Origin of the sequence: Nonomuraea sp. MTCD27, from assembly GCF_041950495.1 — a bacterium.
Classification (GTDB): domain Bacteria; phylum Actinomycetota; class Actinomycetes; order Streptosporangiales; family Streptosporangiaceae; genus Nonomuraea.
Genome location: NZ_JBGNUW010000022.1, coordinates 175,311 through 200,311, shown reverse-complemented (window position 1 = coordinate 200,311; position 25,001 = coordinate 175,311). Strand labels below are relative to the sequence as shown.

Annotated in this window: 23 protein-coding genes; 10 read left to right on the top strand and 13 right to left on the bottom strand. The window is 70.3% G+C overall.

Annotated elements, in window-relative coordinates:
• Positions 1-8: 8 nt before the first annotated feature.
• Positions 9-1,286, bottom strand: a complete 1,278-nt coding sequence (locus tag ACBJ59_RS48000) for an amidohydrolase family protein (protein ID WP_375116712.1) — start codon at positions 1,284-1,286, stop codon at positions 9-11.
• 61 nt (positions 1,287-1,347) lie between these two features.
• Between ACBJ59_RS48000 and ACBJ59_RS47995 the strand changes: the two genes are divergently transcribed.
• Positions 1,348-1,854, top strand: coding sequence for a MarR family winged helix-turn-helix transcriptional regulator (locus ACBJ59_RS47995; protein ID WP_375116711.1), 507 nt, complete (start codon positions 1,348-1,350; stop codon positions 1,852-1,854).
• A gap of 18 nt (positions 1,855-1,872) precedes the next feature.
• On the opposite strand, the gene ACBJ59_RS47990 is transcribed toward ACBJ59_RS47995, so the two are convergent.
• Positions 1,873-2,730 (bottom strand): haloalkane dehalogenase, encoded by an 858-nt coding sequence (locus ACBJ59_RS47990; protein ID WP_375116710.1) that lies wholly within the window; start codon positions 2,728-2,730, stop codon positions 1,873-1,875.
• Positions 2,731-2,821: 91 nt separating this feature from the next.
• Here ACBJ59_RS47990 and ACBJ59_RS47985 point away from each other — a divergent pair, with 91 nt between their 5' ends.
• The 4 genes from ACBJ59_RS47985 (at position 2,822) to ACBJ59_RS47970 (ending at position 5,153) form a co-directional block, all read left to right on the top strand.
• Entirely contained in the window at positions 2,822-3,289 is a 468-nt protein-coding gene (locus ACBJ59_RS47985) for a MarR family winged helix-turn-helix transcriptional regulator (protein ID WP_375116709.1), read from the top strand.
• An 81-nt stretch (positions 3,290-3,370) separates the two neighbouring features.
• Entirely contained in the window at positions 3,371-4,561 is a 1,191-nt protein-coding gene (locus tag ACBJ59_RS47980) for a helix-turn-helix domain-containing protein (RefSeq protein ID WP_375116708.1), read from the top strand.
• A gap of 98 nt (positions 4,562-4,659) precedes the next feature.
• Complete coding sequence (locus tag ACBJ59_RS47975) at positions 4,660-4,854, top strand: hypothetical protein (protein WP_364112648.1); 195 nt, start codon at positions 4,660-4,662, stop codon at positions 4,852-4,854.
• The gene (locus tag ACBJ59_RS47970; RefSeq protein ID WP_375116707.1) at positions 4,851-5,153 is read left to right on the top strand and encodes a hypothetical protein; all 303 of its coding nucleotides are present in this window, start codon (positions 4,851-4,853) and stop codon (positions 5,151-5,153) included. Before ACBJ59_RS47975 ends, ACBJ59_RS47970 begins: the two co-directional genes overlap by 4 nt.
• Before the next feature lie 62 nt (positions 5,154-5,215).
• Here ACBJ59_RS47970 and ACBJ59_RS47965 read toward each other — a convergent pair whose 3' ends face one another.
• The 3 genes from ACBJ59_RS47965 to ACBJ59_RS47955 all read right to left on the bottom strand — a co-directional run bounded on the left by ACBJ59_RS47965 (position 5,216) and on the right by ACBJ59_RS47955 (position 8,543).
• Positions 5,216-6,031: an alpha/beta fold hydrolase gene (locus tag ACBJ59_RS47965; RefSeq protein ID WP_375116706.1), complete on the bottom strand. Its 816-nt coding sequence runs from the start codon at positions 6,029-6,031 to the stop codon at positions 5,216-5,218.
• Between the two features lie 179 nt (positions 6,032-6,210).
• The gene (gene trpS, locus ACBJ59_RS47960; RefSeq protein WP_364112654.1) at positions 6,211-7,215 is read right to left on the bottom strand and encodes a tryptophan--tRNA ligase; all 1,005 of its coding nucleotides are present in this window, start codon (positions 7,213-7,215) and stop codon (positions 6,211-6,213) included.
• A 14-nt stretch (positions 7,216-7,229) separates the two neighbouring features.
• Positions 7,230-8,543 carry a hemolysin family protein gene (locus ACBJ59_RS47955; RefSeq protein ID WP_375116705.1) on the bottom strand — a complete coding sequence of 438 codons (1,314 nt, stop codon included), beginning with the start codon at positions 8,541-8,543 and terminating at the stop codon, positions 7,230-7,232.
• Positions 8,544-8,629: 86 nt separating this feature from the next.
• Between ACBJ59_RS47955 and galE the strand changes: the two genes are divergently transcribed.
• Positions 8,630-9,577 carry a UDP-glucose 4-epimerase GalE gene (gene galE / locus ACBJ59_RS47950; RefSeq protein WP_364112658.1) on the top strand — a complete coding sequence of 316 codons (948 nt, stop codon included), beginning with the start codon at positions 8,630-8,632 and terminating at the stop codon, positions 9,575-9,577.
• 302 nt (positions 9,578-9,879) lie between these two features.
• Here galE and ACBJ59_RS47945 read toward each other — a convergent pair whose 3' ends face one another.
• Together ACBJ59_RS47945 and ACBJ59_RS47940 are read right to left on the bottom strand one after the other, a co-directional pair.
• Positions 9,880-10,866 (bottom strand): malate dehydrogenase, encoded by a 987-nt coding sequence (locus ACBJ59_RS47945; protein ID WP_364112662.1) that lies wholly within the window; start codon positions 10,864-10,866, stop codon positions 9,880-9,882.
• A 58-nt stretch (positions 10,867-10,924) separates the two neighbouring features.
• The gene (locus ACBJ59_RS47940; RefSeq protein WP_375116704.1) at positions 10,925-12,952 is read right to left on the bottom strand and encodes a protein kinase; all 2,028 of its coding nucleotides are present in this window, start codon (positions 12,950-12,952) and stop codon (positions 10,925-10,927) included.
• A gap of 205 nt (positions 12,953-13,157) precedes the next feature.
• On the opposite strand from ACBJ59_RS47940, the gene ACBJ59_RS47935 reads away from it, so the two are divergent.
• A complete protein-coding gene (locus ACBJ59_RS47935) occupies positions 13,158-14,288 on the top strand; it encodes a saccharopine dehydrogenase family protein (RefSeq protein ID WP_375116703.1) in 1,131 nt (376 codons plus the stop codon).
• Positions 14,289-14,307: 19 nt separating this feature from the next.
• Here ACBJ59_RS47935 and ACBJ59_RS47930 read toward each other — a convergent pair whose 3' ends face one another.
• The 5 genes from ACBJ59_RS47930 to ACBJ59_RS47910 all read right to left on the bottom strand — a co-directional run bounded on the left by ACBJ59_RS47930 (position 14,308) and on the right by ACBJ59_RS47910 (position 20,028).
• Positions 14,308-15,336, bottom strand: a complete 1,029-nt coding sequence (locus ACBJ59_RS47930) for a polysaccharide deacetylase family protein (protein ID WP_364112668.1) — start codon at positions 15,334-15,336, stop codon at positions 14,308-14,310.
• 344 nt (positions 15,337-15,680) lie between these two features.
• Complete coding sequence (locus tag ACBJ59_RS47925) at positions 15,681-17,144, bottom strand: tetratricopeptide repeat protein (protein ID WP_375116702.1); 1,464 nt, start codon at positions 17,142-17,144, stop codon at positions 15,681-15,683.
• Between the two features lie 186 nt (positions 17,145-17,330).
• The gene (locus ACBJ59_RS47920) at positions 17,331-18,548 is read right to left on the bottom strand and encodes an NADP-dependent isocitrate dehydrogenase (RefSeq protein ID WP_375116701.1); all 1,218 of its coding nucleotides are present in this window, start codon (positions 18,546-18,548) and stop codon (positions 17,331-17,333) included.
• 53 nt (positions 18,549-18,601) lie between these two features.
• On the bottom strand, positions 18,602-18,904 hold the full coding sequence (locus ACBJ59_RS47915) for a DUF3017 domain-containing protein (RefSeq protein ID WP_364112672.1): 303 nt from the start codon (positions 18,902-18,904) through the stop codon (positions 18,602-18,604).
• Positions 18,905-18,906: 2 nt separating this feature from the next.
• A complete protein-coding gene (locus tag ACBJ59_RS47910; RefSeq protein ID WP_375116700.1) occupies positions 18,907-20,028 on the bottom strand; it encodes a citrate/2-methylcitrate synthase in 1,122 nt (373 codons plus the stop codon).
• A gap of 181 nt (positions 20,029-20,209) precedes the next feature.
• On the opposite strand from ACBJ59_RS47910, the gene ACBJ59_RS47905 reads away from it, so the two are divergent.
• Positions 20,210-20,857, top strand: coding sequence for an FHA domain-containing protein (locus tag ACBJ59_RS47905; protein WP_364112676.1), 648 nt, complete (start codon positions 20,210-20,212; stop codon positions 20,855-20,857).
• 195 nt (positions 20,858-21,052) lie between these two features.
• Here ACBJ59_RS47905 and ACBJ59_RS47900 read toward each other — a convergent pair whose 3' ends face one another.
• Positions 21,053-22,582 (bottom strand): glycoside hydrolase family 10 protein, encoded by a 1,530-nt coding sequence (locus ACBJ59_RS47900; protein WP_375116699.1) that lies wholly within the window; start codon positions 22,580-22,582, stop codon positions 21,053-21,055.
• An 87-nt stretch (positions 22,583-22,669) separates the two neighbouring features.
• Between ACBJ59_RS47900 and ACBJ59_RS47895 the strand changes: the two genes are divergently transcribed.
• A complete protein-coding gene (locus ACBJ59_RS47895; RefSeq protein WP_375116698.1) occupies positions 22,670-24,100 on the top strand; it encodes a glycoside hydrolase family 3 N-terminal domain-containing protein in 1,431 nt (476 codons plus the stop codon).
• Positions 24,097-24,957 carry a MurR/RpiR family transcriptional regulator gene (locus ACBJ59_RS47890; RefSeq protein ID WP_375116697.1) on the top strand — a complete coding sequence of 287 codons (861 nt, stop codon included), beginning with the start codon at positions 24,097-24,099 and terminating at the stop codon, positions 24,955-24,957. The genes ACBJ59_RS47895 and ACBJ59_RS47890 overlap by 4 nt, the downstream gene beginning before the upstream one ends.
• Positions 24,958-25,001 lie beyond the last annotated feature (44 nt).

Genomic DNA, 25,001 nt, shown 5'->3' with positions numbered 1-25,001 from the left:
GGTGACGATCACGTACGAGCTACCGCGCCCGCGCTCCGCGCCAGGGCCGCCAGGACCGCCGCCAGGTCGTGATGGAGCAACTGCCCACCACTCTTGACGACACGCCCCGCGACCATGACCGTCTCCACACAACCGAGGTCGGCGTTCAGCACGACGGCGCCGATCGGGTCGTGGGCGGCCGCCATGCCCAGCGTGTCGGTGCGCAGGAGCATCAGGTCGGCCTGCTTGCCCGGCCGCAGCGAGCCGACGACGTCGGCCATGCCGAGCACCTCTGCGCCCTCGATGGTGGCCATGCGCAGCGCGTCACGGGTGGTGAAGCCGAGCCCGGCGCCGCCGGGGCGGCCGCGTTCGAGCAGGTGAACGGCGCGCATCAGGGAGAACATGTCGCCGGGCGAGCAGACCACGGTGTCGGCGCCGAGCCCGGCCGGGATGCCCGCCGCCCGGATCCGCCCGGTGGCCGGGTAGCCCATCGCCAGGTTCATCTCGTCCACGGGCGCGAGCGAGACGCTGCCGCCGTTCGCGGCGATGCGCTTGAAGTGCTCGTCGGTGTAGTGCAGGGCGTGCACGAACGTGGTGGGGACGTCGAGCAGCCCGTTGGACTCCAGGAACGCCAGGCCGTCGGCGGCGCCGTCCGGAGTGTGCCCCAGGTGCGCGGTGACCGGCAGGCCCAGCTCGCCGGCCAGCCGCCATTCCGCCAGCGCGCGCTCGGGGCCCGCGATCTCCGGTCCCAGGGCCGCGAGGGCCATCGTGACCAGGCCGGAGGCGTCCGGGAGCTGCTCGCGTACGCGCCGGGCCCCGCTCGCCAGGCCGGCCGGGTCGCCGCCGTGGCAGTAGCCGAACACGGCCCTGACTCCGGACTCGCGCAGCGCCCGGACGGCGGAGTCCGTGTGGTCGGGGGTGAGCTGGATGTGCGACCAGTCGAGCAGCGTGGTGACACCCGCGTCGAGGCACTCCAGCGCGCCCGCGAGGTTGCCGGCGTGGACGTCCTCCGGCCGGAAGCGGGGTGCGAACTCGCCGATGACGCGCCGCAGGTAACCGGGGAAGTCGACGTCGGGCGCGGCCGCCCTGATGGCCGCCTGCCAGGTGTGCCGGTGGGTGTCGACGAAGCCGGGGAGCACGATCCGCCCGGTCGCGTCGATCACCTGCGCGCCCGGGACCTCGGGCAGGCCGGGGCCCACCTCGGCGATCACGTCGCCCTCGATCCGCACGTCGGCGTGGCCGAGGACGACGGGCTCCGGCTCGGTGTCGATGACGAGGCCGTTCCTGATCAGTTGGGTGATTGCCATAGTGAAAAGCTTAGAGAGAAGCTTTTCAGAAAGCAATCTGATGATGGGTATTCTCGATGGCGTGAAACCGGATGAGATCGACGCGTTGGTGCCCGGCTGGCAGGAGGCGGGCATGTCGTCGTCGCTCATCGCCGCACTCGAGCTGAGCAAGCGGGCCTCCCGGCTGCACCTGCACTTCGAGCAGGCGATCAAGGCCGAGCTGTCGGAGCTGGGGCTGACCTACGCCGAGTTCGACGTGCTGACGGCGCTGAACCGGGCGGCGCCGCCGTACCGGATGAAGCCGAGCGAGTTGTCGAAGTCGCTGCTGCTCACCTCCGGGGGGATCAGCAACGTCCTGCAGCGGCTGGCGGCGGCCGGATACGTGGAGCGCGAGGCCAACTCCGGTGACGCCCGCAGCCGCTGGGTCCAGCTGACGGACAAGGGGCGCCTGCGGGCCGAGGCGGCGCTGGAGGCCTCGGCGCGGGCGCACGAGGACGTCACGGCGGGGATCCCTGAGGAGACGGTGCGGCAGGCGGCGGACGTGCTGCGCGCGGTCCTCACCCCGATGAGCCGCCGCCGCTACCGCTGAGCCCGCCCCCATGCCCGGCTACAGTCCGTGGCGCGCGGCCCAGGACGTGATGGCCGCGGCGATCTCCTCCGGCCGGTCCTCCGGCGCGTGGTGGCCGGCCGGGCCGCAGTGCTCGGTCTCCAGGGCGGCGATGTTCTCCGCGCACCAGGCCGCCATCGCCTCCCCGACCAGCAGCGTCGGCGACGAGTCGAACGTGAGCAGCAGCTTGGGCACGTCGTCGCTGCTCGCCAGCCACTTGCCCGAGCCGTCCAGGCGGGCGGCCACGTCGGCGGGCTCGCCGTCGATCGGCAGCGACCGCGCCCACTCCAGCAGCGGGCGGCGGCTCTCCCGGGTGGGGTAGGGCGCCAGGTACGGCTCCATCTCCTCCTGGCTCAGGCTCGTCAGCACCCCTCCGGTGAACGCGGTCTCCACGAGGAAGTTCCGGTCGAGCACCAGCGACTCCCCCTCGGGACCGCGGATCAGCTCGGCCCGCGCACGCGGCCCCTCGCCCAGCTCGTCCCAGCTCATCCCGCGGACGATCGTCTCCATGAAGGCCACGCCCCGCACCCGCTCCGGGTGGCGGGCCGCCCAGTCGAACGCCAGCGCGCCGCCCCAGTCGTGCCCGACCAGCACCACACCGTCCAGGCCGAGCGCGTCGAACCAGGCGTCGAGGTAGCGGGCGTGGTCATCCATCCGGTACGGCACGTCCGGCTTGCCCGAGCGCCCCATGCCGATGAGGTCGGGGGCGAGCAGCCGGCGGCCGGGCCGGGCGACCCCGGGCAGCACGTTTCGCCACAGGCGGGACGAGGCGGGATTGCCGTGCAGGAAGACGAAGGGCACACCCTCCCCCGCGTCCTCGTAGTACATCGCGGAGTCCAGCACATCGAGCTCAGGCATGATCGATCCATTTCGTTCGTTTGACTAACGTTCGTGGCACTAACGAAATTACACCGTTAGTCGCACTAACGCAACAGATAAGATCGCCCGCATGACGGACCCGATGGACGAACAACTCACCCCGGCCCCCCTGCGCAAGGTGCCCAGCCGGATGTTGTCGCTGGTCGCCACGCACGCCGACCGGCTCGTCACCGAGGGCCTGGCCGGAGCGGACGCCCGCAAGTGGCACTACGCCGCGCTCATGGCGCTGCGCGCGTCCGGCCCGGTGAGCCAGGCGGAGCTGAGCAGGATCACCGGGATCTACCGCAGCGACCTGGTCGCCGTCATCAACGAGCTCACCGAGCGCGGCCACGTCGAGCGCGCGCCGGACCCCGCCGACCGCCGCCGCAACGTCATCACCATCACCGAGCAGGGGCGCCGGCACCTGGAGCGGCTGCAGCGTCTCATGGCGGAGCTCCAGGACGACTTCCTGGCGCCCCTAAGCGGACCGGAACGCGAGCAATTCACGGATTTTCTCGCCCGCCTGCTGGCCCACCATTCGCGGCGTCGTGGGGCCTGAGCAGGGCCGAAACCATGGCAGCGGAACATCGGGAGCCCTAGCCTGAGGGGAGTTGGGACCGATCCAGGAGGCGTCGCGCCTATGGCCGAAATCAGCACCGGGCAGATGGTCAGACTCCAGCGCGAGCGAAGGGGCATGAGCACCACCGCGCTGGCGACCCAGTCCGGCTGCACCCCCAGGCACATCGAGCTGATCGAGCACGGCAAACGAACACCCTCGCTCCCCCTCCTGCGGGAGATCGCCAAGGTGCTGGGCGTACGCACCGCGGTGCTCTTAGGCGAGACCCCGCGCGACTCCCACGAGCCGAGCAGGCCGCAGATCAGCGACATCGAGCGGGCCCTGTTCACGTGCCGGTCGCTGGCGCCCGACATCGAACCGCCCGACGTCGAGCAGCTCTCCGAACGGGTGGCCGCGGCCCGCAACGCCTGGTTCACCTCGACGCGCCGCTACTCGATCCTGATGGCCGCGCTGCCGTCGCTGGTCACCGACGCCGAGAGCCTGGCCCTGGAGCGCACACCGGGCGCGCACAGCGTGGCGACGGACGCGTACCTGCTGGCCAGGGGGGTGCTGAAGCACCTGCGGCGGGTCGATCTGGCGCATCTCGCGGCCGACCGGGCCATGCGGTTCGCCGAGGAGTCCGGGGATCCGCTGATGATCGCGTGGGCGTACTGGAACCTGGGGCAGTCGATGTTGTCGGACGACATGCACCAGATCGCGTACGACGTCGCGCGGCGCGGCATCGAGCTGCTGGAGCCGCACGTCGGCGACGGCGACCAGCGCCACCTCAAGGCGCTCGGCGCGCTGCACCTGCTCGCCGCGATCGGCGAGGCCCGCATGGGCGACGACGACGGGGCCAGGGAGCGCGTACGCGGGCCGGCGGCGCAACTGGCCGAGCGGGTCGACGACTCCTCGGGCGTCTACGACCTGGCCTTCTTCGGCCCCACCAACGTCGCCATCCACATGGCCAGCATCGAGAACGACACCGGCCGCCCGGAGGCGGTGCTGCACATCGCCGACGACATCGACCTGCGGCGCACGCCGTCCATCGAGCGGCGCACCACCCACCTCGGCCACGTCGCCCGCGCCTGCGAGGACCTGGGCGACGACGCCGCCAGCCTGCTCCACCTCCTGCGAATAGAGCGTGAATGCCCGGAAGAGCTCGACCACAAGCTGCTGTTGAGGGAGATGGTCCGCTCGCTGGCACGGCGGGCGCGGCCGTCGTGGGCGCCGGAGGTGCGCTACCTGGCCGAGCGCCACGACATCCCGATATGAGCCGCCCGGCGGGCGAACTCAGAGTTCGGTCACCACGAACAGGGAGATCTTGCGTCCGAGTTCGTCACGGACAGGCGCGCGGGTGCGACTCTGCGTCCATGACCACAGCGCCGACTGCCGATTTCGTCATGGAACGCCTGCTCCAGGAGGCCACCCGAGAGTTCCCCGGGTGGTCCTTCGTACGAGATCATTCGGGCTGGACCGCCATACGCGATGAGACCCGGCTCACCCGGCCCAGCCTGGCCGCCCTGCGTGCCCTCCTGCGCGTGCACCGGGCGGCGCAGCGGAGATGACCGGCACGCCCTTCGAGGGCCCCAGGGCCGGCTCGCCACCCGAGCACGACCATCCTCTGGCGAGGCGGCAGCTCGAGGTCCTGCGGTCCACGTATCCGGCGTGGGAGATCCATTTCCGCATCGACGCGGCCGGCGCGCCCAGGTGGACGGCCGAGCTGCGGCGGCCGATCACGGCGCAACTGACGGCCGGCGGAGTACGGGAACGCATCGGCGGCCCTGACGCCATCACCCTCGCCTCCGCCCTGGCCCACCAGTCGTCCCTCCTCCACAACGGCCGGACCGCCTGGCCACCCGCCTGACCACCCCCCTGCCCGGCTTCCCATCCCTCTCCGGGGAAGCCGGGCCCGAGCGCGGGAAAGCGTCAGCCGGTGGTGGACGGCAGCACCCTGGCAGCCAGGCCCGAGATGACGGCGGCCACCTCTCCGGGGGCCTTGGCGTGGGCCGAGTGGCCCTGGCCGGACAGCACCACCCTCGACGCGGCCGGCAGCACCCGCTCCAACGCGTCCAGCCGCTCCCCCAGGTGCCCCGGGCTCCGGTCGCCCCCCAGCAACACCACCGGCGCGCTGATCTCCGCGTAGGCGCCGAGCCGGACGCCGAGGGAGTCCATGGCGGCGTTGTCCTCGATCTGCCGGGGAGCCAGTGCCCGCATCCTCGGCGACACCGACACGAACCAGCCCACCAGCAGGGCCGCCCAGGCCGGCAGCCCCACGGTGTCGCGCACGAAGATCCGCATCGCCCGGCCCGGCCGCCCGGCGGCGATGGCGGCCCGGGTCCGGGTGTGGACCTCGCCGTGCGGTCCCCCGAGCGGCGGTCCGATCACCGCCGGCGGCTCGTACAGGACCGCCCCGGCGAACGCCGACGGCGCCGCCACCATGGCCTCCAGCGCGATCACCGCCCCGGAGGAGTGCCCCGCGACCAGCACGGGCCCGCCGCCGACGGCCGCCACCACCGCGAGCACGTGCTCGACCTCCTGCGCGACGGTGCAGGGCGGGAGGTCGAGCCGGTATTGCCGCCGGTGCGGGCGGACGACCCGGTAGCCGGGGGTCAGCCGCTCGGCCACCTTCCGCCAGGAGGCGCCGTCGTCCAGGCCGGGGTGCAGGACCAGGATGACGGGCCCGCTCCCCTCGTCGACGGCCCGCGCCTCGGTCCCGTCGGCCGCCTTCGCCGTCATTTCCATGGCCTCTCCTTAGCATCGCTAAGTGCAACTTAGCGCCGCTAAGCCGCCCTGACAACCGGCCCGCCTCGGCGGCCGGCGGCGAGCCCTTCGATGGGAGAGGCGTACGCGACCGCGGCCGGCAAAAACGAAAGCCGGGCACGCCGCTTGATCGGCGTGCCCGGCCCTGAAGGTCGGGAAGGTTACAGCTTGGGCAGGAAGCCCACCCGGTCACGGACCTGCGCCATGGTCTCCTTGGCCACCGCCGCGGCGCGCTCCGCGCCGATCGCCAGCATGCGGTCGAGCTCCACCTCGTCGGACAGCAGCTTCTCCGTGCGCTCCCTGATCGGCGCGAACGTGTCGGCCACGGCCTCCGCCACGTCCTTCTTGAACGTGCCGTAGCCCTGGCCCTCGTAGCGGGCCACCAGCTCGGGGATGGGCGTGCCGGTCAGCGCCGACTGGATGCGCAGCAGGTTGGAGATGCCCGGCTTGTTCTCCTCGTCGAACAGCACCTCCGAGCCCGTGTCCGTCACCGCGCGCATGATCTTCTTGCGCAGCGGCCCGGGCTGCTCCAGGACGTCGAGGATGCCCGCCGGGCTCGACGACGACTTCGACATCTTCGCCGTCGGGTCCTGGAGGTCGGTGATCTTCTCGACCTCCTTGAGGATGTAGGGCTCCGGCAGCGTGAACGTGTCGCCGAACCGGTGGTTGAACCGCTGGCCCAGGTCGCGCGTGAGCTCGAGGTGCTGCTTCTGGTCCGCCCCGACCGGGACCCGGTTGGCCTGGTAGATCAGGATGTCGGCGGCCTGCAGGATCGGGTAGGTGAACAGGCCGACGCTGGCCGCGCTCTCCCCGAACTTGGCCGACTTGTCCTTGAACTGGGTCATCCTGGCCGCCTCGCCCATGCCGGTGAGGCAGATCAGGATCCAGGCCAGCTCGGTGTGCTCGCGCACGTGCGACTGCACGAAGACGGTGGAGCGCTCGGGGTCGAGCCCCGCGGCGAAGAGCTGGGCCGCGGCCACGCGGCTGCGTCGGCGCAGCGCGGCGGGCTCGGTCGGCACGGTGATCGCGTGGAGATCGACCACGCAGTAGAACGCGTCGTGGGTCTCCTGCATAGTGACCCACTGGCGGACCGCACCCAGGTAATTGCCCAGGTGGAAGGAGTCCGCTGTGGGCTGGATGCCGGAGAGTACACGAGGTCTGGCCATAGCAGGCAATTGTGTCAGGAATCCTGCTCAGGCTGCGACTCGGCGGCCGCTCGGCGTTTCACTCTCACCCGGGCGATACGGCGGCCGTCCAGCTCGGTGACGGTCAGCTCGAAGCCGGAGAACTCCACCCGCTCCCCGGCTGCGGGCACGTGACCCAGCATGGCCATGACGAACCCGGCCAGCGTCTCGTAGGGGCCGTCCGGCAGGCGGATGCCGGTCTCGGTGGCGAAGTCGTTGAGGTTGGTCAGGCCGTCGATCTCGATCTCGCCGGCCGGCAGGATCACGACGTCCTCCTCGACGTCGTACTCGTCCCTGATGTCCCCGATCAGCTCCTCGACCAGGTCCTCCATGGTGACGATGCCGGCCGTGCCGCCGTACTCGTCCACCACGATCGCCAGGTGCTGGCCCTCGTCGCGCATCTCGTTCAGGGTGGTGAGCAGGCGCTTGGACGCGGGCACGAACTTGGCCGCCCTGATCGGCACGACCGCGCTGAGCGGCTCGGTACGGCCGGCCAGCTCGGGATCCAGCAGGTCACGGACATGGACGAAGCCGATGACCTCGTCGTAGGACTCGCGGTAGACCGGGAACCGCGAGTGCGGGAGCGCGGCGGCCAGCCGGGCGGCGTCGTTCAGCGGTGTGTCGGCCTCCATGAACTCCACCTCCGTGCGCGGCAGCATCACCTCCCTGAGCTGCCGTTTCCCGGCGGCGAACACCTCGCCGATGAGCTTGCGCTCGTCGGCGGTCAGATCGGTGTGCCCGACCACCATGTCGCGCAGCTCCTCGGTGGTGACCTCCTCGCGGTCGGCCTTCGGGTTTCCGCCGAGCAGCCTGACCACGCCGTCGGTGGACTTCGACAACATCCAGATGATCGGGCGCGACAGGGAGGCGATCCGGTCGAGGAACGGCGCCACGTACAGCGACAACCCCTCGGCCCGTTGCAGCGCCAGGCGCTTGGGCGCCAGCTCCCCCAGCACCAGCGACACGTACGAGATCGCCAGCGTCACCAGCACCAGCGCCATGACGGGCGACACCGCCGGCGGCACCTGCCAGCCCTCCAGCACGGGCACGAGCTGCGCCGCCAGCCGGTCGGCGCCGAACGCGGCCGACAACATCGTGGCCACGGTCACGCCGATCTGCACGGCCGACAGGAATCTGTTGGGATCGCGGGCCAGCTTGGCCACGCGCTCGCCGCGCCGGCCGTACTGGGAGATCTTGCGGACCTGGCTGTCACGCAGGGAGACCATGGCGATTTCGGCGGCGGCGAAGAAGCCCCCGATCAAGATGAACAGCAGAACCAGGGCGATGTTGGCCGCGACGGTGTCAAACATGGTGGTTGGCAGCGTACTCAACGGATTTCCCGCGTATGCTGAACGGCAAGCCGTACAAAATCAAACATATTTGAACAGGAGTGAACATGAGGCTACTGGTCACCGGTGGTGCCGGATATGTCGGTAGCGTCGTCGCAGCGCAGCTCATCGAGGCGGGACACGAGGTGACCGTGCTCGACGACCTGTCGACCGGGCATGAGGACGCGGTGCCGGAGGGCGCCCGTTTCGTGCGCGCGGACATCGCCGAGGCCGGGCAGGTGCTCGACGGCGTGCAGGCGGTGCTGCACTTCGCGGCCAAGTCGCTGGTGGGCGAGTCGGTGGCGAAGCCGGGGCTCTACTGGGCCAACAACCTGGGCGGCACGCTGGCACTGCTCGACGCCATGCGGGACAAGGGCGTGGGCCGGATCGTGTTCTCCTCGACGGCGGCCACGTACGGTGAGCCCGAGCGCTCGCCCATCGAGGAGAGCGATCCCACGCGGCCGACCAACCCCTACGGGGCCTCCAAGCTGGCCGTGGACACCGCGCTGAGCGCGTACGCGGGGCTGCGCGGGCTGGGCGCGGTGAGCCTGCGCTACTTCAACGTGGCCGGCGCCTACGGCCGCTTCCGCGAGCGGCACACGATCGAGACCCACCTCATCCCGAACGTGCTGAAGGTCGCCACCGGCGAGCGCGAGTCGGTCAGCGTGTTCGGCACCGACTACGCCACGCCCGACGGCACCTGCGTGCGCGACTACATCCACGTCTCCGACCTGGCCAAGGCCCACCTGCTGGCGCTGGACGCGATCGCTCCGGGCGAGCACAAGGTCTACAACCTGGGCAGCGGCACCGGCTTCTCCGTGCAGGAGGTGATCTCGGTCTGCCGCGAGGTCACCGGGCACGAGATCCCGGCCGTCGTCGAGGACCGGCGGCCCGGCGACCCGGCGGTGCTGGTCGCCTCGTCGGCCAAGATCCAGCGGGAGCTGGGCTGGAAGGCCGAGCGGGCGTCGCTGCGCGACATCGTCTCGGACGCCTGGGGAGCGCTTTCCGGCAAATGAGCCATGCGGCGCGGCAATGTGTGCTGTGATACCGAAATGTGAGGAGCTTTTCACCAAGGGTCACGAAGCTGATCTTCGGTGCCCTCATCGTGACGTGCAGCCTCCTGGCCGCGGCCGGCGTGATCTTCGCGACCCCGCAGGCGGCTCCGGCCGTGCAGCCGACGCCATGTCCCGGGGCGGACAAAAGGTAACGCCGGTGGCGCGCTGGGCCGGACGTACGCGTCCCGCCACCGTCCCCGAGGCGCAACCCGCCTGAACGCGAACGCGCGCGCCCCCCACCACAGGGAACGCGCGCGCCTGGCTCAGATGAGGCCGAGCTCCTTCACCGCGTCGCGCTCCTCCTCCAGCTCGCGCACGCTGGCGTCGATGCGCTCGCGGGAGAAGGCGTCGATCTCCAGGCCCTGGATGATCTCGAACTTGCCGTTCGCCGCGCGGACGGGGAAGGACGAGATGAGGCCCTCGGGCACGCCGTAGGAGCCGTCGGAGACCACGGCCGCCGAGGTCCAGTCGGTGCCGTTGACCCAGTCGTAGACGTGGTCGATCGCGGCGTTGGCGGCCGAGGCGGCCGAGGAGGCACCACGGGCGTCGATGATGGCGGCGCCGCGCTTGGCCACCGTCGGGATGAACGTGCCGCTCAGCCACTCGGACTCGACCTGCTCGGCCGCGACCTTGCCGCCGACCTCGGCGTGGAACAGGTCAGGGTATTGGGTGGCGGAGTGGTTGCCCCAGATCGTCATCTTCTTGATCTCGGTGACCGGGACCTGCAGCTTGGCCGCGAGCTGGGACAGCGCGCGGTTGTGGTCGAGCCTGGTCATCGCGGTGAAGCGGTCGGCGGGCACGTCGGGCGCGTTCCGCTGGGCGATGAGCGCGTTGGTGTTGGCCGGGTTGCCCACGACCAGGACCCTGATGTCGTCGGCGGCGTGGTCGTTGATCGCCTTGCCCTGCGGGCCGAAGATGCCGCCGTTGGCGCCGAGCAGGTCACCGCGCTCCATGCCGGCCTTCCGCGGCATGGCGCCGACCAGCAGCGCGACGTTGGCGCCGGCGAAGGCGACGTTGGGGTCGTCGGTGATCTCGATGCCGGACAGCAGCGGGAACGCGCAGTCGTCCAGCTCCATCGCGGTGCCCTCGGCGGCCTTCACCGCCGGCGGGATCTCCAGGAGGCTGAGCTTGACCGGCGTGTCGGCGCCGAGCAGCTGCCCCGACGCGATGCGGAACAGCAATGCGTAGCCGATCTGGCCGGCGGCTCCGGTGACGGTCACCTTGACGGGCACAGTGGCTGACGACGCCATGGCCTTCCCCTAACTCGATGCATGAATCATTGACGTTGGGGATGTTACCCGCTCGTCATCAGCAGGTTTCCATCGCGGGCACTTTCAGCTCCGCCTCGAAATCGACCTTTCCGAACTGCCTGGTCACGAGCTGCTTGATGAAGCCGGTGGCGTAGAGATCGGCGATCACCGCCTTCACCGCCTTGCAGGTCTTCACGTCGCTGTCCCTGATGCCCACGGCGTAGCGCTCGTTGGTGAGCTTGACGCCGAGGATCTTGTAGCGCATGTTCTCCCGGGCCGCGAACCCGGCCAGGATCACGTCGTCGCCCGGCACCGCGTCCACCTTGCCGCTGCGGAGCATGTCCATGCAGGCGGCGTAGTCGCTGGCCGCGACGGGCTCGACCTTCACCCGGTCCTGGACCGCGCCGACCGACGGGCTGTTGGGGGCGCAGATCCGCTTGCCGTTCAGGTCGTCGATCGACTCGACGCCGCTGCCCGCGCGGACCAGGATGTCCTGGTGGGCCAGGTAGTAGGGGCCCGCGAACCGCACCTCGCTCTTGTCGATGGAGTAGGTGGCGACGACCAGGTCCACCCGGCCCTCGTCCAGGGCGGACGCCCGGTCGTCCCGGCCGAGCCGGACGAACGTGGTCTCCTTCGCCCCCAGCTCCGTCGCGATGCGCTTGGCCATCTCGATGTCGAAGCCCTGGAACTCGTCGCCGTTCTGCAGCGCGACGCCCGGCAGGTCGCCCTTCACGCCGATCACGATCTTCCCGGTCTGGGCCACCTTGTCCACCACCGAGGCGAAGCTGGGACCGGGCCCGGAGGTCTCGTCGGGCGGGGCGGGGTCGTCGGCGAACGGCAGGGGCTGCCAGCCGTTCAGGTAGAGCGCGAGCGCCGCGGCCGTGATCAGCGCCACCGCGGTGGCCAGCCCGGCCCACACCTTCCCCCGCCTGCGCCGCGCGGGCACGGCGGGCCCGGTCATCGGGTACGGTGCCCCACCCTCCGGGGGCGCCGGCACGCCGGAGGCCCCGGTGGTGACGGCCGGGACCGGCGGCGCGGTCACGGCCCGCTGCCCCGTCGCCCGCTGCTCCACCGGCCCCGCGCCCGAGCCCGCGGTGTGGGACGGTGCGCCCGAGCCGGCCGTCCGGGCGCCCGCGGTGTGGGAGGGGGGCACCACGGAGCCCTTCCGCCCCGGCTGATCGGTGATCGACCCGGCGGAGACCCTGGTGAACGGCGTGGTGTCGTCGCTGGCCACCTGCACGCCCCGGGTGAGCACCGCCGTCGAGGCGCCCACCGTGGAGGACTGCCCCAGCAGCCGCAGCAGGATCTGATCGGCGGACGGCCGCTCGGCCGGCGCCTTCGACAGCGCCGCGCTGACCACGCTCCGCAGCGGCTCCTGCATCATGCTGACGTCGACCTCGTGGTTGAGGATCCGGTTGAGCACCACCGCGATGGACTTGCCCTCGAAGGCCACCGTGCCGGTCGCCGCGAAGGCGATGGTCGCGCCCCAGGAGAAGACGTCGGTGTAGGGTCCGATGTCGTCGCCGGCGATCTGCTCGGGCGCCATGTAGGCCGGGGTGCCGATCGCGCGGCTGGTGATCGTACCGGTGGAGTCGATGATCCGGGCGATGCCGAAGTCGACCACGCGCGGCCCGTCGGCGGCGATCAGCACGTTGTCGGGCTTGAAGTCCCGGTGCACGATCGAGGCGTGGTGGATCGCGGTGAGCGCGGTGGCGGTGCCGATGGCCAGCCGGTCGAGCGGGGTGCCGGTGAGCGGCCCGTCGGTCTCGACGACCTCGCGCAGCGGCCGGCCGTCGATGTATTCGCTGGCGATGTAGGGCGTGTTGCCGTCGAGGTCGGCCTCCATCACCCGGGCCGTGCAGAACGACGCGACCCGCTTGGCCGCCTTCAGCTCCCTGGCGAACCGCGACCTGGCGATGGTGTCGCCGCTGAACTTGACGTGCAGCAGCTTGATCGCCGCCCGCTCGTCCTTGTCGTTGACGCCCAGATAGACGATGCCCTGACCACCTTCTCCGATCCGTCCGGACAACCGGAAGGACCCCAACTCGGTGGGATCGCCGGCGACCAACGGCGAGATTTGCGGCATTCGTCATCCCCACGTGTACTGAACCCCATCGACGAAAACTTTACGACGTTCAGCAACTTCTCAGGGATCCGTTAAGGCTTCGTGACGTCACGGGTTTGACTCTTTCGCGCACGGCTTCGTCACGTTCGCGCACAAAACCGCAGGCTTCGCGGCAGTGACGCGGAACACCTTGCGTCCCGGGGCCCCGGCGAGGAGTCTCGGGATCATGGATCGTCCGTACGACATCGTGCTCTTCGGGGCCGGCGGATTCACCGGCGCGCTCACGGCCGCCTACCTGGCCCGGGCCGCCGGCCCCGGCACCCGGTGGGCCCTGGCCGGGCGCGACCGGGCCAAGCTGGAGCGGCTGGGGCTGGACGTTCCGATCCTGCTCGCCGACGCCACGGACGCGGCCTCGCTGGCCGCCCTCGCCGGCCGGACCCGCGTCCTGGCCACCACCGTCGGCCCGTACGTCCGGTACGGCGAGCCGCTCGTCGCCGCCTGCGCCGACGCCGGCACCCACTACCTCGACCTCACCGGCGAGCAGGAGTTCGTGGACCGGACGTACACGCGCTACCACGACCGGGCCGCGAGGAGCGGCGCCAAGCTCGTGCACGCCTGCGGCTTCGACTCGATCCCGTACGACCTCGGCGTCCTGTACACCGTCGGCCTGCTCCCGGAGGGCGTCCCGCTGAAGGTCAGCGGCTTCCTGCGGACCAGCCTGCGGCCGTCGGGCGGCACGCTCGACACCATGCTGTCGGTGCTCGGGCGCGCCAAGGAGACGGTCGCGGCGGGCACGCAGCGCCGCTCGGCCGAGCCCCGGCCCAAGGGTCGCAAGGTGAGCTCCCTGCCCGGCGGCCTGCGCTACGTGGGCGGCTGGGCCCTGCCCATGCCCAGCCTCGACTCGAAGATCGTCGGCTACTCGGCCCGGCTCCTCGACCGCTACGGCCCCGACTTCACCTACCGCCAGCACTACGCGGTCCGGACCCTCCCGGCCGCGCTGGCCACGGTGGCGGGCGCGGGCACGTTCGCGGCGCTCGCCCAGCTCCCTCCGGTGCGCGACTGGCTGCGGAGCCGCCTCAGACCCGGCGACGGCCCCTCACCCGAGCGTCGGGCCAGGAGCTGGTTCAAGGTGACGTTCCTGGGCGAGGGCGGGGGCGAGCGCGTGGTCACGGAGGTGTCGGGCGGCGACCCCGGCTACGACGAGACCGCCAAGATGCTCGCGGAGTCGGCCCTCTGCCTGGCCTTCGACGACGTACCGGACCGGGCGGGCCAGCTCACGACCGCCTCCGCCATGGGGCAGCCCCTCATCGACCGCCTGCACGCCGCCGGGATCGCCTTCACGACCAGGGCCGCCTGACCGTTCCCCGCCGCACCGGTCAGTAGGGCAGGCTCCACTTCGCGAAGGTCTTGCGCATGTACGGGGCCTTGTACTTGGGATAGGCCACCGTGCTCACGTCCCCGTCGGAGGTGTAGCGCATGTCCGGGTTGTTCTTGAGCCAGTCGAGCCAGGCCGCCGAGCAGAACTGGGCGCAGTCGCCCTTCTTCTCCATGACCTTGATCCGCGGGATCCCGGCCGGGTCGAACGACTTGCTGAACGGCGCCGGCGCGGGCGTGTACCCGGCCAGGAAGGCGCCCTGGTGCTTGTAGAGCTTGCCGCGCATGGCCCAGTGCTTGTTGTTCGGCTGGTTGCCGTACGGGAGGGCGATCGTGGTGGGGTTGATGTAGGACAGGGAGTTGATCTGCTTGGCGATCGTGCCGATCTGCTCCTCGACCTCCTTGTGCGAGCGGCCGCGCAGGTTGAGGTGGTCGCGGGTGTGGTTGCCGATCTCGAACCCGTTGTCCTTGAGCCAGAGCAGAGCCTGCGCCTGCTCCTCGCGTACGCTCTTGCCGAACATGTCGCGCGTCACGTAGAACGTGGCCGCCGGACGCCAGCCCGGATGCTTGGCGGCCACCTCCTTCAAAATCGCGACCGCGGTGTCCTTCTGCGGGACGCCCATCTCGTTCAGGGTGAGCTGCGAAGGCGAGGAGTCGTCGAAGGTCAGGACCACGGGGTGCTTGCCCGCCGGGATGTCGATCTTGCCGGACACCATCTGCGCGGCGGTGATCGGCACGTAGTCCTCCCGGACCAGCCGCTCCAGGTCGGCCCTGAACTGCTGCGGCGACCGGTCGTCCGTCGTCTGCGGCTTGGGCACGATCCGATGCCACATCAGCACCGGGATCTGCCCCAGCTCGTTCGCCTTGACCTTGGCGGCGGCCTTCACCTTGGCGGCCCTGGTCGCCTTGAGCCTCGCGGCGGCCTCCGCCTTGGTGTCGGTCAGCTTGACGGTTTCGGGCTGAGAGTCGCAGCCCGTCAGGATCGCGGCAGCCGTGAGCACACCGAGCCCACTCAAAATACGCAGTCGCATCCGAACCCCCCGAGACGCGTACGACTGTTGCAGCGGCCCGCGTCCTGCGGGCTACTGTAGGTAGCGATATATGCACCTACAGTGGGCTCTTACCCCTCTGATCAACTGCGCCACGCCGCCGCACCGTCAAGACATGGGAAAGCCGCGTCGCCTCCGCGCATGGTCTGCCCGACGGCCCGAAAATGGCCCCTACCTTGCGGAAAACCGCAGGTAGAGGCCACGTGCGCCTGGCAGCGCTCTGACGTGCCCCGCAGCCGTCGTCACTGATCAGCGTCTGTCATTGTCGGCCCGCCTCGGACGGCCCACAGACGGCGTCACGCAGTCGCCGGAGCCCTTCCTGGACGTCACGTCGCGGCGACGCGGCGGCGGAACTCGGCGGTGGCGGTCTGGATCACCCGGTTGAGCTGGTCGAGCTCGTCCTGAGTGGGCTCGCGGCGCAGTTCGACGCTGACCGCGAAGTCGCCGTCCTTGAGGCTCACGCCGAGATCTGCGAGCAGATCCTGCGGCAGTCTGCTGTGGACGAACTCCCGGAACGCCTCGGCGACCACCCCAGGCAGGTCGCCGCAGCCGCACGAGCGGCCCTCCATGATGGCGCCCAGGTGGCTGCGACCCACGAGGGCATCGGGGTGCGCCACGTCGAGCGTGCCCAGCCCGGCCTCCACGATGTGACGGGCCTCGGCCAGCCGCTCCTGGTGCTGGAGGAACAGGCCGAGCGCGATACGTACGCGCCCGAGCAGCTCCTGGTTGCCGCTGTACTCGGCGGCGGACAGCGCCTCGCGCAGGCGCCGCTCCCCCTCGGCCGGCTGCTCCGCCTCCGACAGCGCCAGCCCCCAGTTCCGTAAAACCTGGGCGACCAGGTCGGCCCTGCCGAGGCCCTGCGCCCTGTCAAGGGCCTCGGCATACGTGCGGAGGGCGCCTTCGAGGTCACCGGTGTCGCTCTGCGCCATCGCCAGGCCGAGCTCGGCCATGAGCGCCTCCTCCGCCCTGCCCTGCCGGTGGTAGGAGGCGAGCACTTTCCTGATCGCCACGACGCGGCCCGCGCCATCGCCGCTCCTGTCGGAGTTGGCCAGCTGGGAGAGCGCGTTGAGCGTCGCCTGGTGGTCCGGGCCCAAGCGGGCCTCCATGGCCTCGGCCAGCAGGGACAACACGGCGCCGTCCGTCTCCGGGCGCTCGCCGACCCTGTTGAGCACGGCGAGCGCCACCTCTTCGACGACTTCGTCCGGCAACTGCTCCAGCGCGACGAAGGCAGGTTCACCGCCACCGGCGGCCGTCACGATCCTGGCCCGCAGCGCCAGCGCGGTGGCGATCCGCTCGTGACCGTTGCGCCAGAAGTTCTGGATCGTCTCCTCCACGGTCTCGCGGGCCGCGCGCAGGTCGCCGCGCCTGAGCAGCACCTCGGCCAGCGGCTCCAGACCGAACGCGTAACCGGCGTGCTCGCGACCGTAGAAGGCGAGCCGCTCTCGCACGTTGGCACGCAGTTCCGCCTCGGCCTCGTCCAGCCGCCCGGTCGTGGCGAGCACCATGCCGAGGTTCATCCGGTACGTCAGGCGGTCCTTGTGCGCCTCGGGATCGCGGGGCACCGGGCCGGAACAGGCGGCGCGGTAACATTCAACCGCTCTGGCCGGCTGGTCCGAATTGAGCAGGACGTTACCAAGATCGCACTGTACCGACGCCCACTCGGGGCTGCCGGAGCCGTACTTCTGCGTGATGTCCTGAAGTTCCCGCACCATGACTTGCTCGGCGTCGACCAGCCGGCCCTCCCGCAGCAGGGCGAACGCCATGTCGAGTGACGTAGATGATGTTGACATGGCGCAGGAGCCTATAGGTCACTACTGACATGCGATGGCGAATCACCACCGCCCTCGCACCTGTCGGAATGAGCGACCTGGACCGGCGTGTGCAGAGCGTCGCCGCTCACTCTGTCGCCGCTCACTCTGAGGTCATGACGGCCCCTACCGCGCGGGACAACTCGGGGTAGAGGCCGTCATCGACGCTCAGGCGGACATCTTCTTCTTGAGGTTCTCGTCCAGCGCCGCCAGGAAGTCCTGGGTGGTGAGCCACTTGGCGTCGCCGCCGACCAGGAGCGCCAGGTCCTTGGTCATCTGGCCGCCCTCGACGGTCTCGACGCAGACCTCCTCCAGCTTGTTCGCGAACTCGGTCACCGCCGGGGTGTTGTCGAGCTTGCCGCGGTGGGCCAGGCCACGCGTCCACGCGAAGATCGAGGCGATCGGGTTGGTGGAGGTGGGCTTGCCCTGCTGGTGCTGGCGGTAGTGGCGGGTGACGGTGCCGTGCGCGGCCTCGGCCTCGACGGTCTGGCCGTCGGGGGTCATCAGGACCGAGGTCATCAGGCCGAGCGAGCCGAAGCCCTGGGCGACCGTGTCGGACTGGACGTCGCCGTCGTAGTTCTTCGCGGCCCAGACGTAGCCGCCCTCCCACTTCAGCGCCGCGGCGACCATGTCGTCGATGAGGCGGTGCTCGTAGGTGAGGCCGGCCTTGTCGAAGTCGGCCTTGAACTCGGTCTCGAAGACCTCGGCGAAGATGTCCTTGAAGCGGCCGTCGTACGCCTTGAGGATCGTGTTCTTCGTGGAGAGGTAGACCGGGTAGTTGCGGGCCAGGCCGTAACGCATGGAGGCGCGGGCGAAGTCGCGGATCGACTCGTCCAGGTTGTACATCGCCATCGCGACGCCGCCGCCGGGGAAGTCGTACACGTCGAGCTCGATCGGCTCGGAGCCGTCCTTGGGCGTGTACGTCAGGGTGAGCGTGCCCTCGCCGGGGATCCTCAGATCGGTGGCGCGGTACTGGTCGCCGAAGGCGTGACGGCCGACGACGATCGGCTTGGTCCAGCCCGGGACGAGCCGCGGCACGTTCGACATGATGATCGGCTCGCGGAAGATGACACCGCCGAGGATGTTGCGGATGGTCCCGTTGGGGGACTTCCACATCTTCTTGAGACCGAACTCCTCGACCCGCGCCTCGTCCGGGGTGATGGTGGCGCACTTCACACCGACGCCGTACTTCTTGATGGCGTTCGCGGCGTCGATGGTGACCTGGTCGTCCGTGGCGTCACGGTGCTCGATGCCGAGGTCGTAGTACTTCAGGTCGACGTCGAGGTAGGGAAGGATCAGCTGGTCCTTGATGAACTGCCAGATGATCCGGGTCATCTCGTCGCCGTCAAGCTCGACGACCGGACCCTCCACCTTGATCTTGGGCATGCGAATGGTTCCCCTTCAATGAATTGATGCGTTGAGGCTATCGGACCGTCCGGTCACGGGGCGAAAAGGGACAGGATGAGCGCCTTGAGCTCGTTGTTGTAGAGCAGCAACGAGGTCAGGACCAGCACGAATCCGAAGACGGACAGCGTGATGACATCGGCCTTCTTGCTCCGGAGGGCGAGCTGCCCGCCGTAACCGGCGAAGCGCAGCGCGGCGGCGACCATGATGACGGCGCCCAGAACGAACCCACCCCAGCGCGGGTTCGTGAAGAAGATCACGAGCACGCCGACGGCCGCACCCCCCAGGATCAGCGGGTACGGCCCCCAGCTCTCGCGTTCGGTTCCTTGCTGGCTCAAACTCAACGCTCTTCTATCGGCTTCCACTTCTGGTCGGTCTCACCGATGTACTCACTGTCGGGGCGGATCAGCCGGTTGTCGGCGTGCTGCTCGATCACGTGAGCGGTCCAGCCGGACATGCGGCTGATGGAGAAGACCGGCGTGAACAGGTCGGTCGGGATGCCCAGGTAGTGGTAGACGGAGGCGGCGTAGAAGTCGACGTTCGGATAGAGGCCCTTCGTCTCGAAGACGACCTCCTCCATCTCCTTGGACATCCGGTAGTAGGTGTCGTCGCCGCTGGACTCGGCCAGCTCGGCGGACATCCTGCGCAGGTGGGTGGCGCGCGGGTCCTCGGTCTTGTAGACGCGGTGCCCGAAGCCCATGATCTTCTCGCCGGCCGCCAGCTTGTCGCGCACGGCCTGGGCCACGCCTCCGGGGGACAGCGACTCCAGGGTCTTCATGACCTGCTCGTTCGCCCCGCCGTGCAACGGGCCCTTGAGGGTGCCGATGGCGGCGACGATGGCGGAGTGCATGTCCGACAGGGTCGCGGCGCAGACGCGGGCGGCGAACGTGGAGGCGTTCATGGTGTGGTCGGCGTGCAGCACCAGGCACTCGTCGAAGATCTCGACCTCGCGTGCGCCGGGGGTGCGGCCGGTGACCTGCAACAGGAAGTTGGCGGCGATGCTCAGGGACGGGTCGGGTTCGGGGGCGCTGCCACCGGTGCGGGCCGCGTGGTAGCGGGCGACCAGCAGGGGCTGCTGGGCCACCAGACGGGCGGCCTTGCGCAGGTTGGCGTCGGGGGCGATGGAGTCCTTGTCGGGGTCGTCGGCGCCCGACAGCGACACCAGCGAACGCAGCGCCTCCATGGGTTTCTGTTTCTCGGCGATCTCGGCGATGTTCGCGGACACCAGGGCGCCCAGCTCCCGGCCGCGCACCAGCTCGGCGCCGTAGGCGTCCAGCTCGGAGCGGGTGGGCAGCTTGCCACACTGGAGCAGGTGTGCGGTCTCCTCGAACGTCGCGCGACCGGCCAGGTCGTGGATGTCGTATCCACGGTAGAAGAGCCGACCGGCCTTTCCGTCAATGTCGCTCAGCGCTGTGGACGCCGCGACGACATCAGCCAGACCTTTCGTGGGCTTGTCCGCCATGAGTGTTTCCTCCGCTTATCTCCGACCGAAGTCTACCCGTGAGCAGGCAAAACCGACTGCAAAGGTCCAGACCAATTTCACGTCGGATTCTCCTTTCGGCAAAGGAGATTCCGCATCCCCTCGGTTGGGTAAGCCGGAGCTGTAGTAATAGTTACGGCGGGCTACCTGGGGAGGAACTGCCGTGGAGGGGCCGTTCATACGCATCGAGGACACTGGCGAGGTGGTCCCGTTGCGCCCCGAGATCACGACGGTCGGAAGGGGCCGGGGTGTTGACATCCGGCTCACCGATCCGAGCGTGTCTCGACTCCATGCCGAGTTCGTCAGACGAGGACCCTACCTGTATGTCGTCGACCTGGGACTGTCCAGGAACGGCACACGGGTGAATGGCAGGCCGATCGCCCGGAGGGTCCTTGACGACGGCGACGTCGTTTCCTTCGGCGCGGCCCGGGGTCGAATCGGTGGAGTCCCCCGAGAGGACTTCACCCCCGAGGTCGAGCTGCGCAGGGCGGCCGCGCCCGAGCTGACCAGGCGCGAGGTCGATGTGCTGACCTCGCTCTGCAGGCCGGCACTGTCGGACGAGGCGTTCGTCGCTCCGGCGACCGCACGCGAGATCGCCGACGACCTGGTCGTGACCGAGGCCGCGGTCAAGCAGCATCTGCTGCGGCTCTACCAGAAGTTCAGGATTCCCGAGGGCACCAACCGGCGCACGCGACTGGCCAACGAGGTCGTCGCGCTCGGTCTGGTGCGCCCGACCCCTGTGGTGCCACCGCAGCGGTCGTCGGGAGCCTCTGCCGAGCAGCCTTCCGCCGCAGGGCGAAGGGCTTCATAGGGGCACAGGGCTTCTTAGGATCGGATCGCGACCGGGGCTTCGGCGAGGGGTTCCGGCAGCGTCGGAACCTGAGCGTCCACCGTGCCCTGGCAGAGCCGGGACGGCTTCGAGCAGCGGCGTCCGCCCGTAGGGCGTGCGCCGGGCTCGTCGCCGGTCAGGAAAGTGGCCGGCGACGCGCGCAGGCGTAGCACGCTCTCAGATCACCCTGAATCCGTTGCTCGGCTTGCTGGTCCTGTTGGCCCGGTCCACCGCGACGGCGTAGTAGTGGTCGCCACGCTTGCCGTCGGGGTCGGTCCAGCGGATCTGCCGGTCGCCGGGCACGATCGCGACCAGGTTCCGCGCGTCGGCGAAGGCGCCGGCGCCGGCGTGCCGGTCGAACCGGAAGATGGCGAACAGGAACGGCTCGTCCCTGCCGGTGGCCACGGCCCGTACCTCGACCCCGCCCGAGCGGCGCAGCGCGTACGCCAGCACCGGCCGCCGGGGCGGCTCGCCGTCGGCCAGCCTGGGCAGCACGGGAGCGAGCGCGGGCCGCTGGTAGTGGTCGTTGACCGCGGTCGAGATGGAGCCGATCCGGTCCACCTTGACGTCGTTGGCGTTGTACCAGATGTCGCCGCTGATCTCCGGGTGGTCCCGGTTGAGCGTCAGGTGCCTGGACAGCTCGTTCGGCACCTGCCACTCGGCCGCCTGGGCGGGGTCGCCGGCCTTGTACCCGGCCTGCCCGATCCACAGCAGCGTGTTCGTGCCGCTCGCGACGTCCGACCACCAGGGCACGAGCTTGGAGTAGTCGGCCGGCGGCTGCCCGATGTACCAGTAGAGCTGCGGCGCGATGTAGTCGAGCCAGCCCTTCTTGACCCAGCCGCGGGTGTCGGCGTGCAGGTTGTCGTACGACTGGCCGCCGTTGGTCTCCGAGCCCAGCGGGTCGGTGCCCTTGTTGCGCCAGATGCCGGACGGGCTGATGCCCCAGGCGATCTCCGGCTTGGCCGCCAGCACGCGCTGCTGCATCTCCTGGACCATGAGGTCGACGTTGTGGCGCCGCCAGGAGGCCAGGTCGGGGAAGCCGGCGCCGTATTCGGCGAACTCCTCGGCGTCGTCGAAGGCCGTGGTGTTGGTCGGGTAGAAGTAGTCGTCGAAGTGCAGGCCGTCGATGTCGTAGCGGGTGACCGCGTCCATCATGGCGTCCTGGCAGAACTTGCGCACCTCGGGCATGCCCGGGTTGTAGTAGAGCTTGCCGCCGAACGGCAGGATCCAGTCGGGGTTCTTGCGGCCCGGATGGTCGGGGTGCAGTTTGGCCGGGTCGGCCTGCATCGAGACGCGGTACGGGTTGAACCAGGCGTGGAAGGCCAGGCCGCGCTTGTGCGTCTCCTCCACGGCGAAGCCGAGCGGGTCGTAACCGGGGTCCTGCCCCTGGGTGCCGGTCAGATACTGTGACCACGGCTCGTACGGTGACGGCCAGAACGCGTCAGCCGTCGGCCTGACCTGCACGAACACCGAGTTGAGCCCGCGACTGACGGCCACGTCCAGCCAGGCGAGATACTCGGCCTTCTGCTGGTCGGCGCTCAGCCCGGGCTTGGACGGCCAGTTGATGTTGACCACGGACGCGATCCACATGCCGCGCATCTGGCGCAGCGGCGGAACGTAGTCCGCCGCCGCGAAAGCCGGCAGCGGGACGGCGGAAGCGGCGGCGGCGAGGGCGAGACCCTTCAGGAGAGTCCTTCTGCTGGGCATGGGGGGTGGCCTCTCGGAAGTGGTTGTATCGAAGGCGACGATGACAGAAAATTACCTTCAGATCAACAACTGTGAAGGAAAATGCCGATGAGCGGTGACCTGTACAGACTGGCGATGACGGTGCTGCATCCGGGGTTCGAGGGAACCTCCGCCCCCGACTGGCTGCGCCGCGCGCTGGGCGAGGGTCTGGGCGGCGTGGTGCTGTTCGCCCGCAACGCCATCGGCGAGCGGCTCGTCCGGGAGGTGCGCGCCGAGAATCCCGGTGTCGTCGTGGCGATCGACGAGGAGGGCGGCGCGGTCACCCGGTTGGAGGTCAGGACCGGCAGCTCCTTCCCCGGCAACCGGGCGCTGGGCGTGGTGGACGACGTGAAGCTCACCGAGCAGGTGGGCCGCCAGATCGGCAGGATGCTCGCAGATCTCGACATCACCCTCGACTACGCCCCCTCCGCCGACGTGAACGCGAACCCGGCCAACCCCGTGATCGGCGTCCGCTCGTTCGGCCCCACGCCGGAGCTGGTCTCCCGCCACACCGTCGCGTACGTCAACGGCGTGCAGGGCGCGGGCGTGGCCGCCTGCGCCAAGCACTTCCCCGGCCACGGCGACACCGTCACCGACTCGCACCTGGCGCTGCCCACCGTGCACGCCTCCCGCGAGCTGCTGCACGAGCGCGACCTCCCGCCGTTCCGCGCCGCGATCGGCGCCGGGGTGCGCTCGATCATGTCCGGCCACCTGCTCATCCCCGCCCTCGATCCGTCCGCGCCGGCCACGCTCAGCCGGGCCGCCATGACCGAGCTCCTGAGGGACGAGCTCGGCTTCGACGGGATGCTCGTCACGGACGCGATCGAGATGCGGGCGGTGGCCGCCATGTACTCCCCCGGCGAGATCGCGGTGCGCGCGCTCGGCGCCGGCGTGGACGCCATCTGCGTCGGGCTGACCACCGAGGACGGCCTGCGCGAGATCCGCGACACGATCGTGGCGGCGGTGCGAGACGGCACGCTCCCCGAGGAACGCCTGGCGGAGGCGGCCGCGCGGGTACGAGCCCTGTCCACCTGGTACGCCGACCGGTCGGCGCTGCGCGAGAAGGCCCGCCACGACGTCGACGAGGGCGTCGGCCTGCGGGCCGCCAGGGCGGCGCTGACCACGGCCGGCACCGCCGCGCTCGACCGCGGGCCGCTGGTCGTCGAGGTCAACACCCGCTTCAACCAGGCCGTGGACCCCGCCACGCCGACCGGCATCACGGCCGCGCTCGCCTCCCTGCTGCCGGACACCGCGCGGGTGCAGATGGAGCCGGAGGGCGAGCTGCCCGCCTTCGACGACCGGCCGGTCGTGCTGGTGGTGCACGACGCCGCCCGGCACGCCTGGGTACGCGACACCGTGGCCAGGGCCCTGGCGATCCGGCCCGACGTGATCGTGGTCGACACCGGCATCCCGGCCCCGCCCGAGGGCGTGACCCATGTCGCCACCCACGGCGTCTCCCGGGTGTCCGCGGTGGCCGCGGCGGAATGGCTGCTCCAGTGACCGCGGAGCCGGCGAACCCCGTCGCGACCGTACGCGCCGTGCTGCCCTCCCTGACGCCGGCGGCCCAGTCCATCGCCCGCCTCATCCTCGACGACCCCGGGCTGGTCGTGCGGAGCACGATCACCGAGTTCAGCGCGGTGTCCGGGACGAGCGAGGCGACGATCGTCCGCACGGCGCGGGCCCTGGGCTTCGCCGGGTACTCGCAGATGCGCTTCGCGCTGGCCGCGGCCGTGGCCAAGGAGCCGGAGCGGCTGGTGCCCGGGGACCTGGCGCCCGACGACCCGCTGACGGACGTGATCGCCAAGGTGGCGCGGGCCGAGTCCGAGGCGCTCGCCGACACCGCCGCCCAGCTCGACCCGGACCGGCTCGGCGAGGTCGTGGCGGCGATCTCGGACGCCCGGCGGGTGGACGTGTACGGGGTGGCGGCCTCGGGGCTGGTGGCGGCGGACATGTCGCAGAAGCTGCTGCGGATCGGGCTGTCCAGCCATCCGTTCAGCGACGCCCACCTGGCGCTGACCAGTGCCGCGCTGCTGCGGCGAGGCGACGTGGTGGTGGCGATCAGCTGCAGCGGGGAGACGCCCGACGTGCTGGTGCCCGCCCGTACGGCGGCCGAGGCGGGCGCGTTGGTGGTGGCCATCACCAACAACCCGCGGTCGTCGCTGGCCGAGCTGGCGGATCACACGCTGGTGTCGGCGGGGCGGGAGACCGCGTTCCGGCCGGGGGCGCTGGCCAGCCGGATCAGCCAGTTGCTGATCGTGGACTGCATCTTCGTGGGGCTGGCGCAGCGGCGGTACGACACGGCGGACGCGGCCATCCGGGCCACCCGGGAGGCCACGGACCGGTACCGCAACCGCTGAGCCGCCGACCCGGAAGGCACGGAAGGGCGCCTTCCGGCGGCCCG

Bases quoted from the DNA above. Each gene is read 5' to 3' on its own strand.
- ACBJ59_RS48000 (WP_375116712.1), bottom strand. From the start codon at position 1,286: ATGGCAATCACCCAACTGATCAGGAACGGCCTCGTCATCGACACCGAG.
- ACBJ59_RS47990 (WP_375116710.1), bottom strand. From the start codon at position 2,730: ATGCCTGAGCTCGATGTGCTGGACTCCGCGATGTACTACGAGGACGCG.
- ACBJ59_RS47985 (WP_375116709.1), top strand. From the start codon at position 2,822: ATGACGGACCCGATGGACGAACAACTCACCCCGGCCCCCCTGCGCAAG.
- ACBJ59_RS47980 (WP_375116708.1), top strand. From the start codon at position 3,371: ATGGCCGAAATCAGCACCGGGCAGATGGTCAGACTCCAGCGCGAGCGA.
- ACBJ59_RS47975 (WP_364112648.1), top strand. From the start codon at position 4,660: ATGACCACAGCGCCGACTGCCGATTTCGTCATGGAACGCCTGCTCCAG.
- ACBJ59_RS47970 (WP_375116707.1), top strand. From the start codon at position 4,851: ATGACCGGCACGCCCTTCGAGGGCCCCAGGGCCGGCTCGCCACCCGAG.
- ACBJ59_RS47965 (WP_375116706.1), bottom strand. From the start codon at position 6,031: ATGGAAATGACGGCGAAGGCGGCCGACGGGACCGAGGCGCGGGCCGTC.
- trpS (WP_364112654.1), bottom strand. From the start codon at position 7,215: ATGGCCAGACCTCGTGTACTCTCCGGCATCCAGCCCACAGCGGACTCC.
- ACBJ59_RS47955 (WP_375116705.1), bottom strand. From the start codon at position 8,543: ATGTTTGACACCGTCGCGGCCAACATCGCCCTGGTTCTGCTGTTCATC.
- galE (WP_364112658.1), top strand. From the start codon at position 8,630: ATGAGGCTACTGGTCACCGGTGGTGCCGGATATGTCGGTAGCGTCGTC.
- ACBJ59_RS47945 (WP_364112662.1), bottom strand. From the start codon at position 10,866: ATGGCGTCGTCAGCCACTGTGCCCGTCAAGGTGACCGTCACCGGAGCC.
- ACBJ59_RS47940 (WP_375116704.1), bottom strand. From the start codon at position 12,952: ATGCCGCAAATCTCGCCGTTGGTCGCCGGCGATCCCACCGAGTTGGGG.
- ACBJ59_RS47935 (WP_375116703.1), top strand. From the start codon at position 13,158: ATGGATCGTCCGTACGACATCGTGCTCTTCGGGGCCGGCGGATTCACC.
- ACBJ59_RS47930 (WP_364112668.1), bottom strand. From the start codon at position 15,336: ATGCGACTGCGTATTTTGAGTGGGCTCGGTGTGCTCACGGCTGCCGCG.
- ACBJ59_RS47925 (WP_375116702.1), bottom strand. From the start codon at position 17,144: ATGTCAACATCATCTACGTCACTCGACATGGCGTTCGCCCTGCTGCGG.
- ACBJ59_RS47920 (WP_375116701.1), bottom strand. From the start codon at position 18,548: ATGCCCAAGATCAAGGTGGAGGGTCCGGTCGTCGAGCTTGACGGCGAC.
- ACBJ59_RS47910 (WP_375116700.1), bottom strand. From the start codon at position 20,028: ATGGCGGACAAGCCCACGAAAGGTCTGGCTGATGTCGTCGCGGCGTCC.
- ACBJ59_RS47900 (WP_375116699.1), bottom strand. From the start codon at position 22,582: ATGCCCAGCAGAAGGACTCTCCTGAAGGGTCTCGCCCTCGCCGCCGCC.
- ACBJ59_RS47895 (WP_375116698.1), top strand. From the start codon at position 22,670: ATGAGCGGTGACCTGTACAGACTGGCGATGACGGTGCTGCATCCGGGG.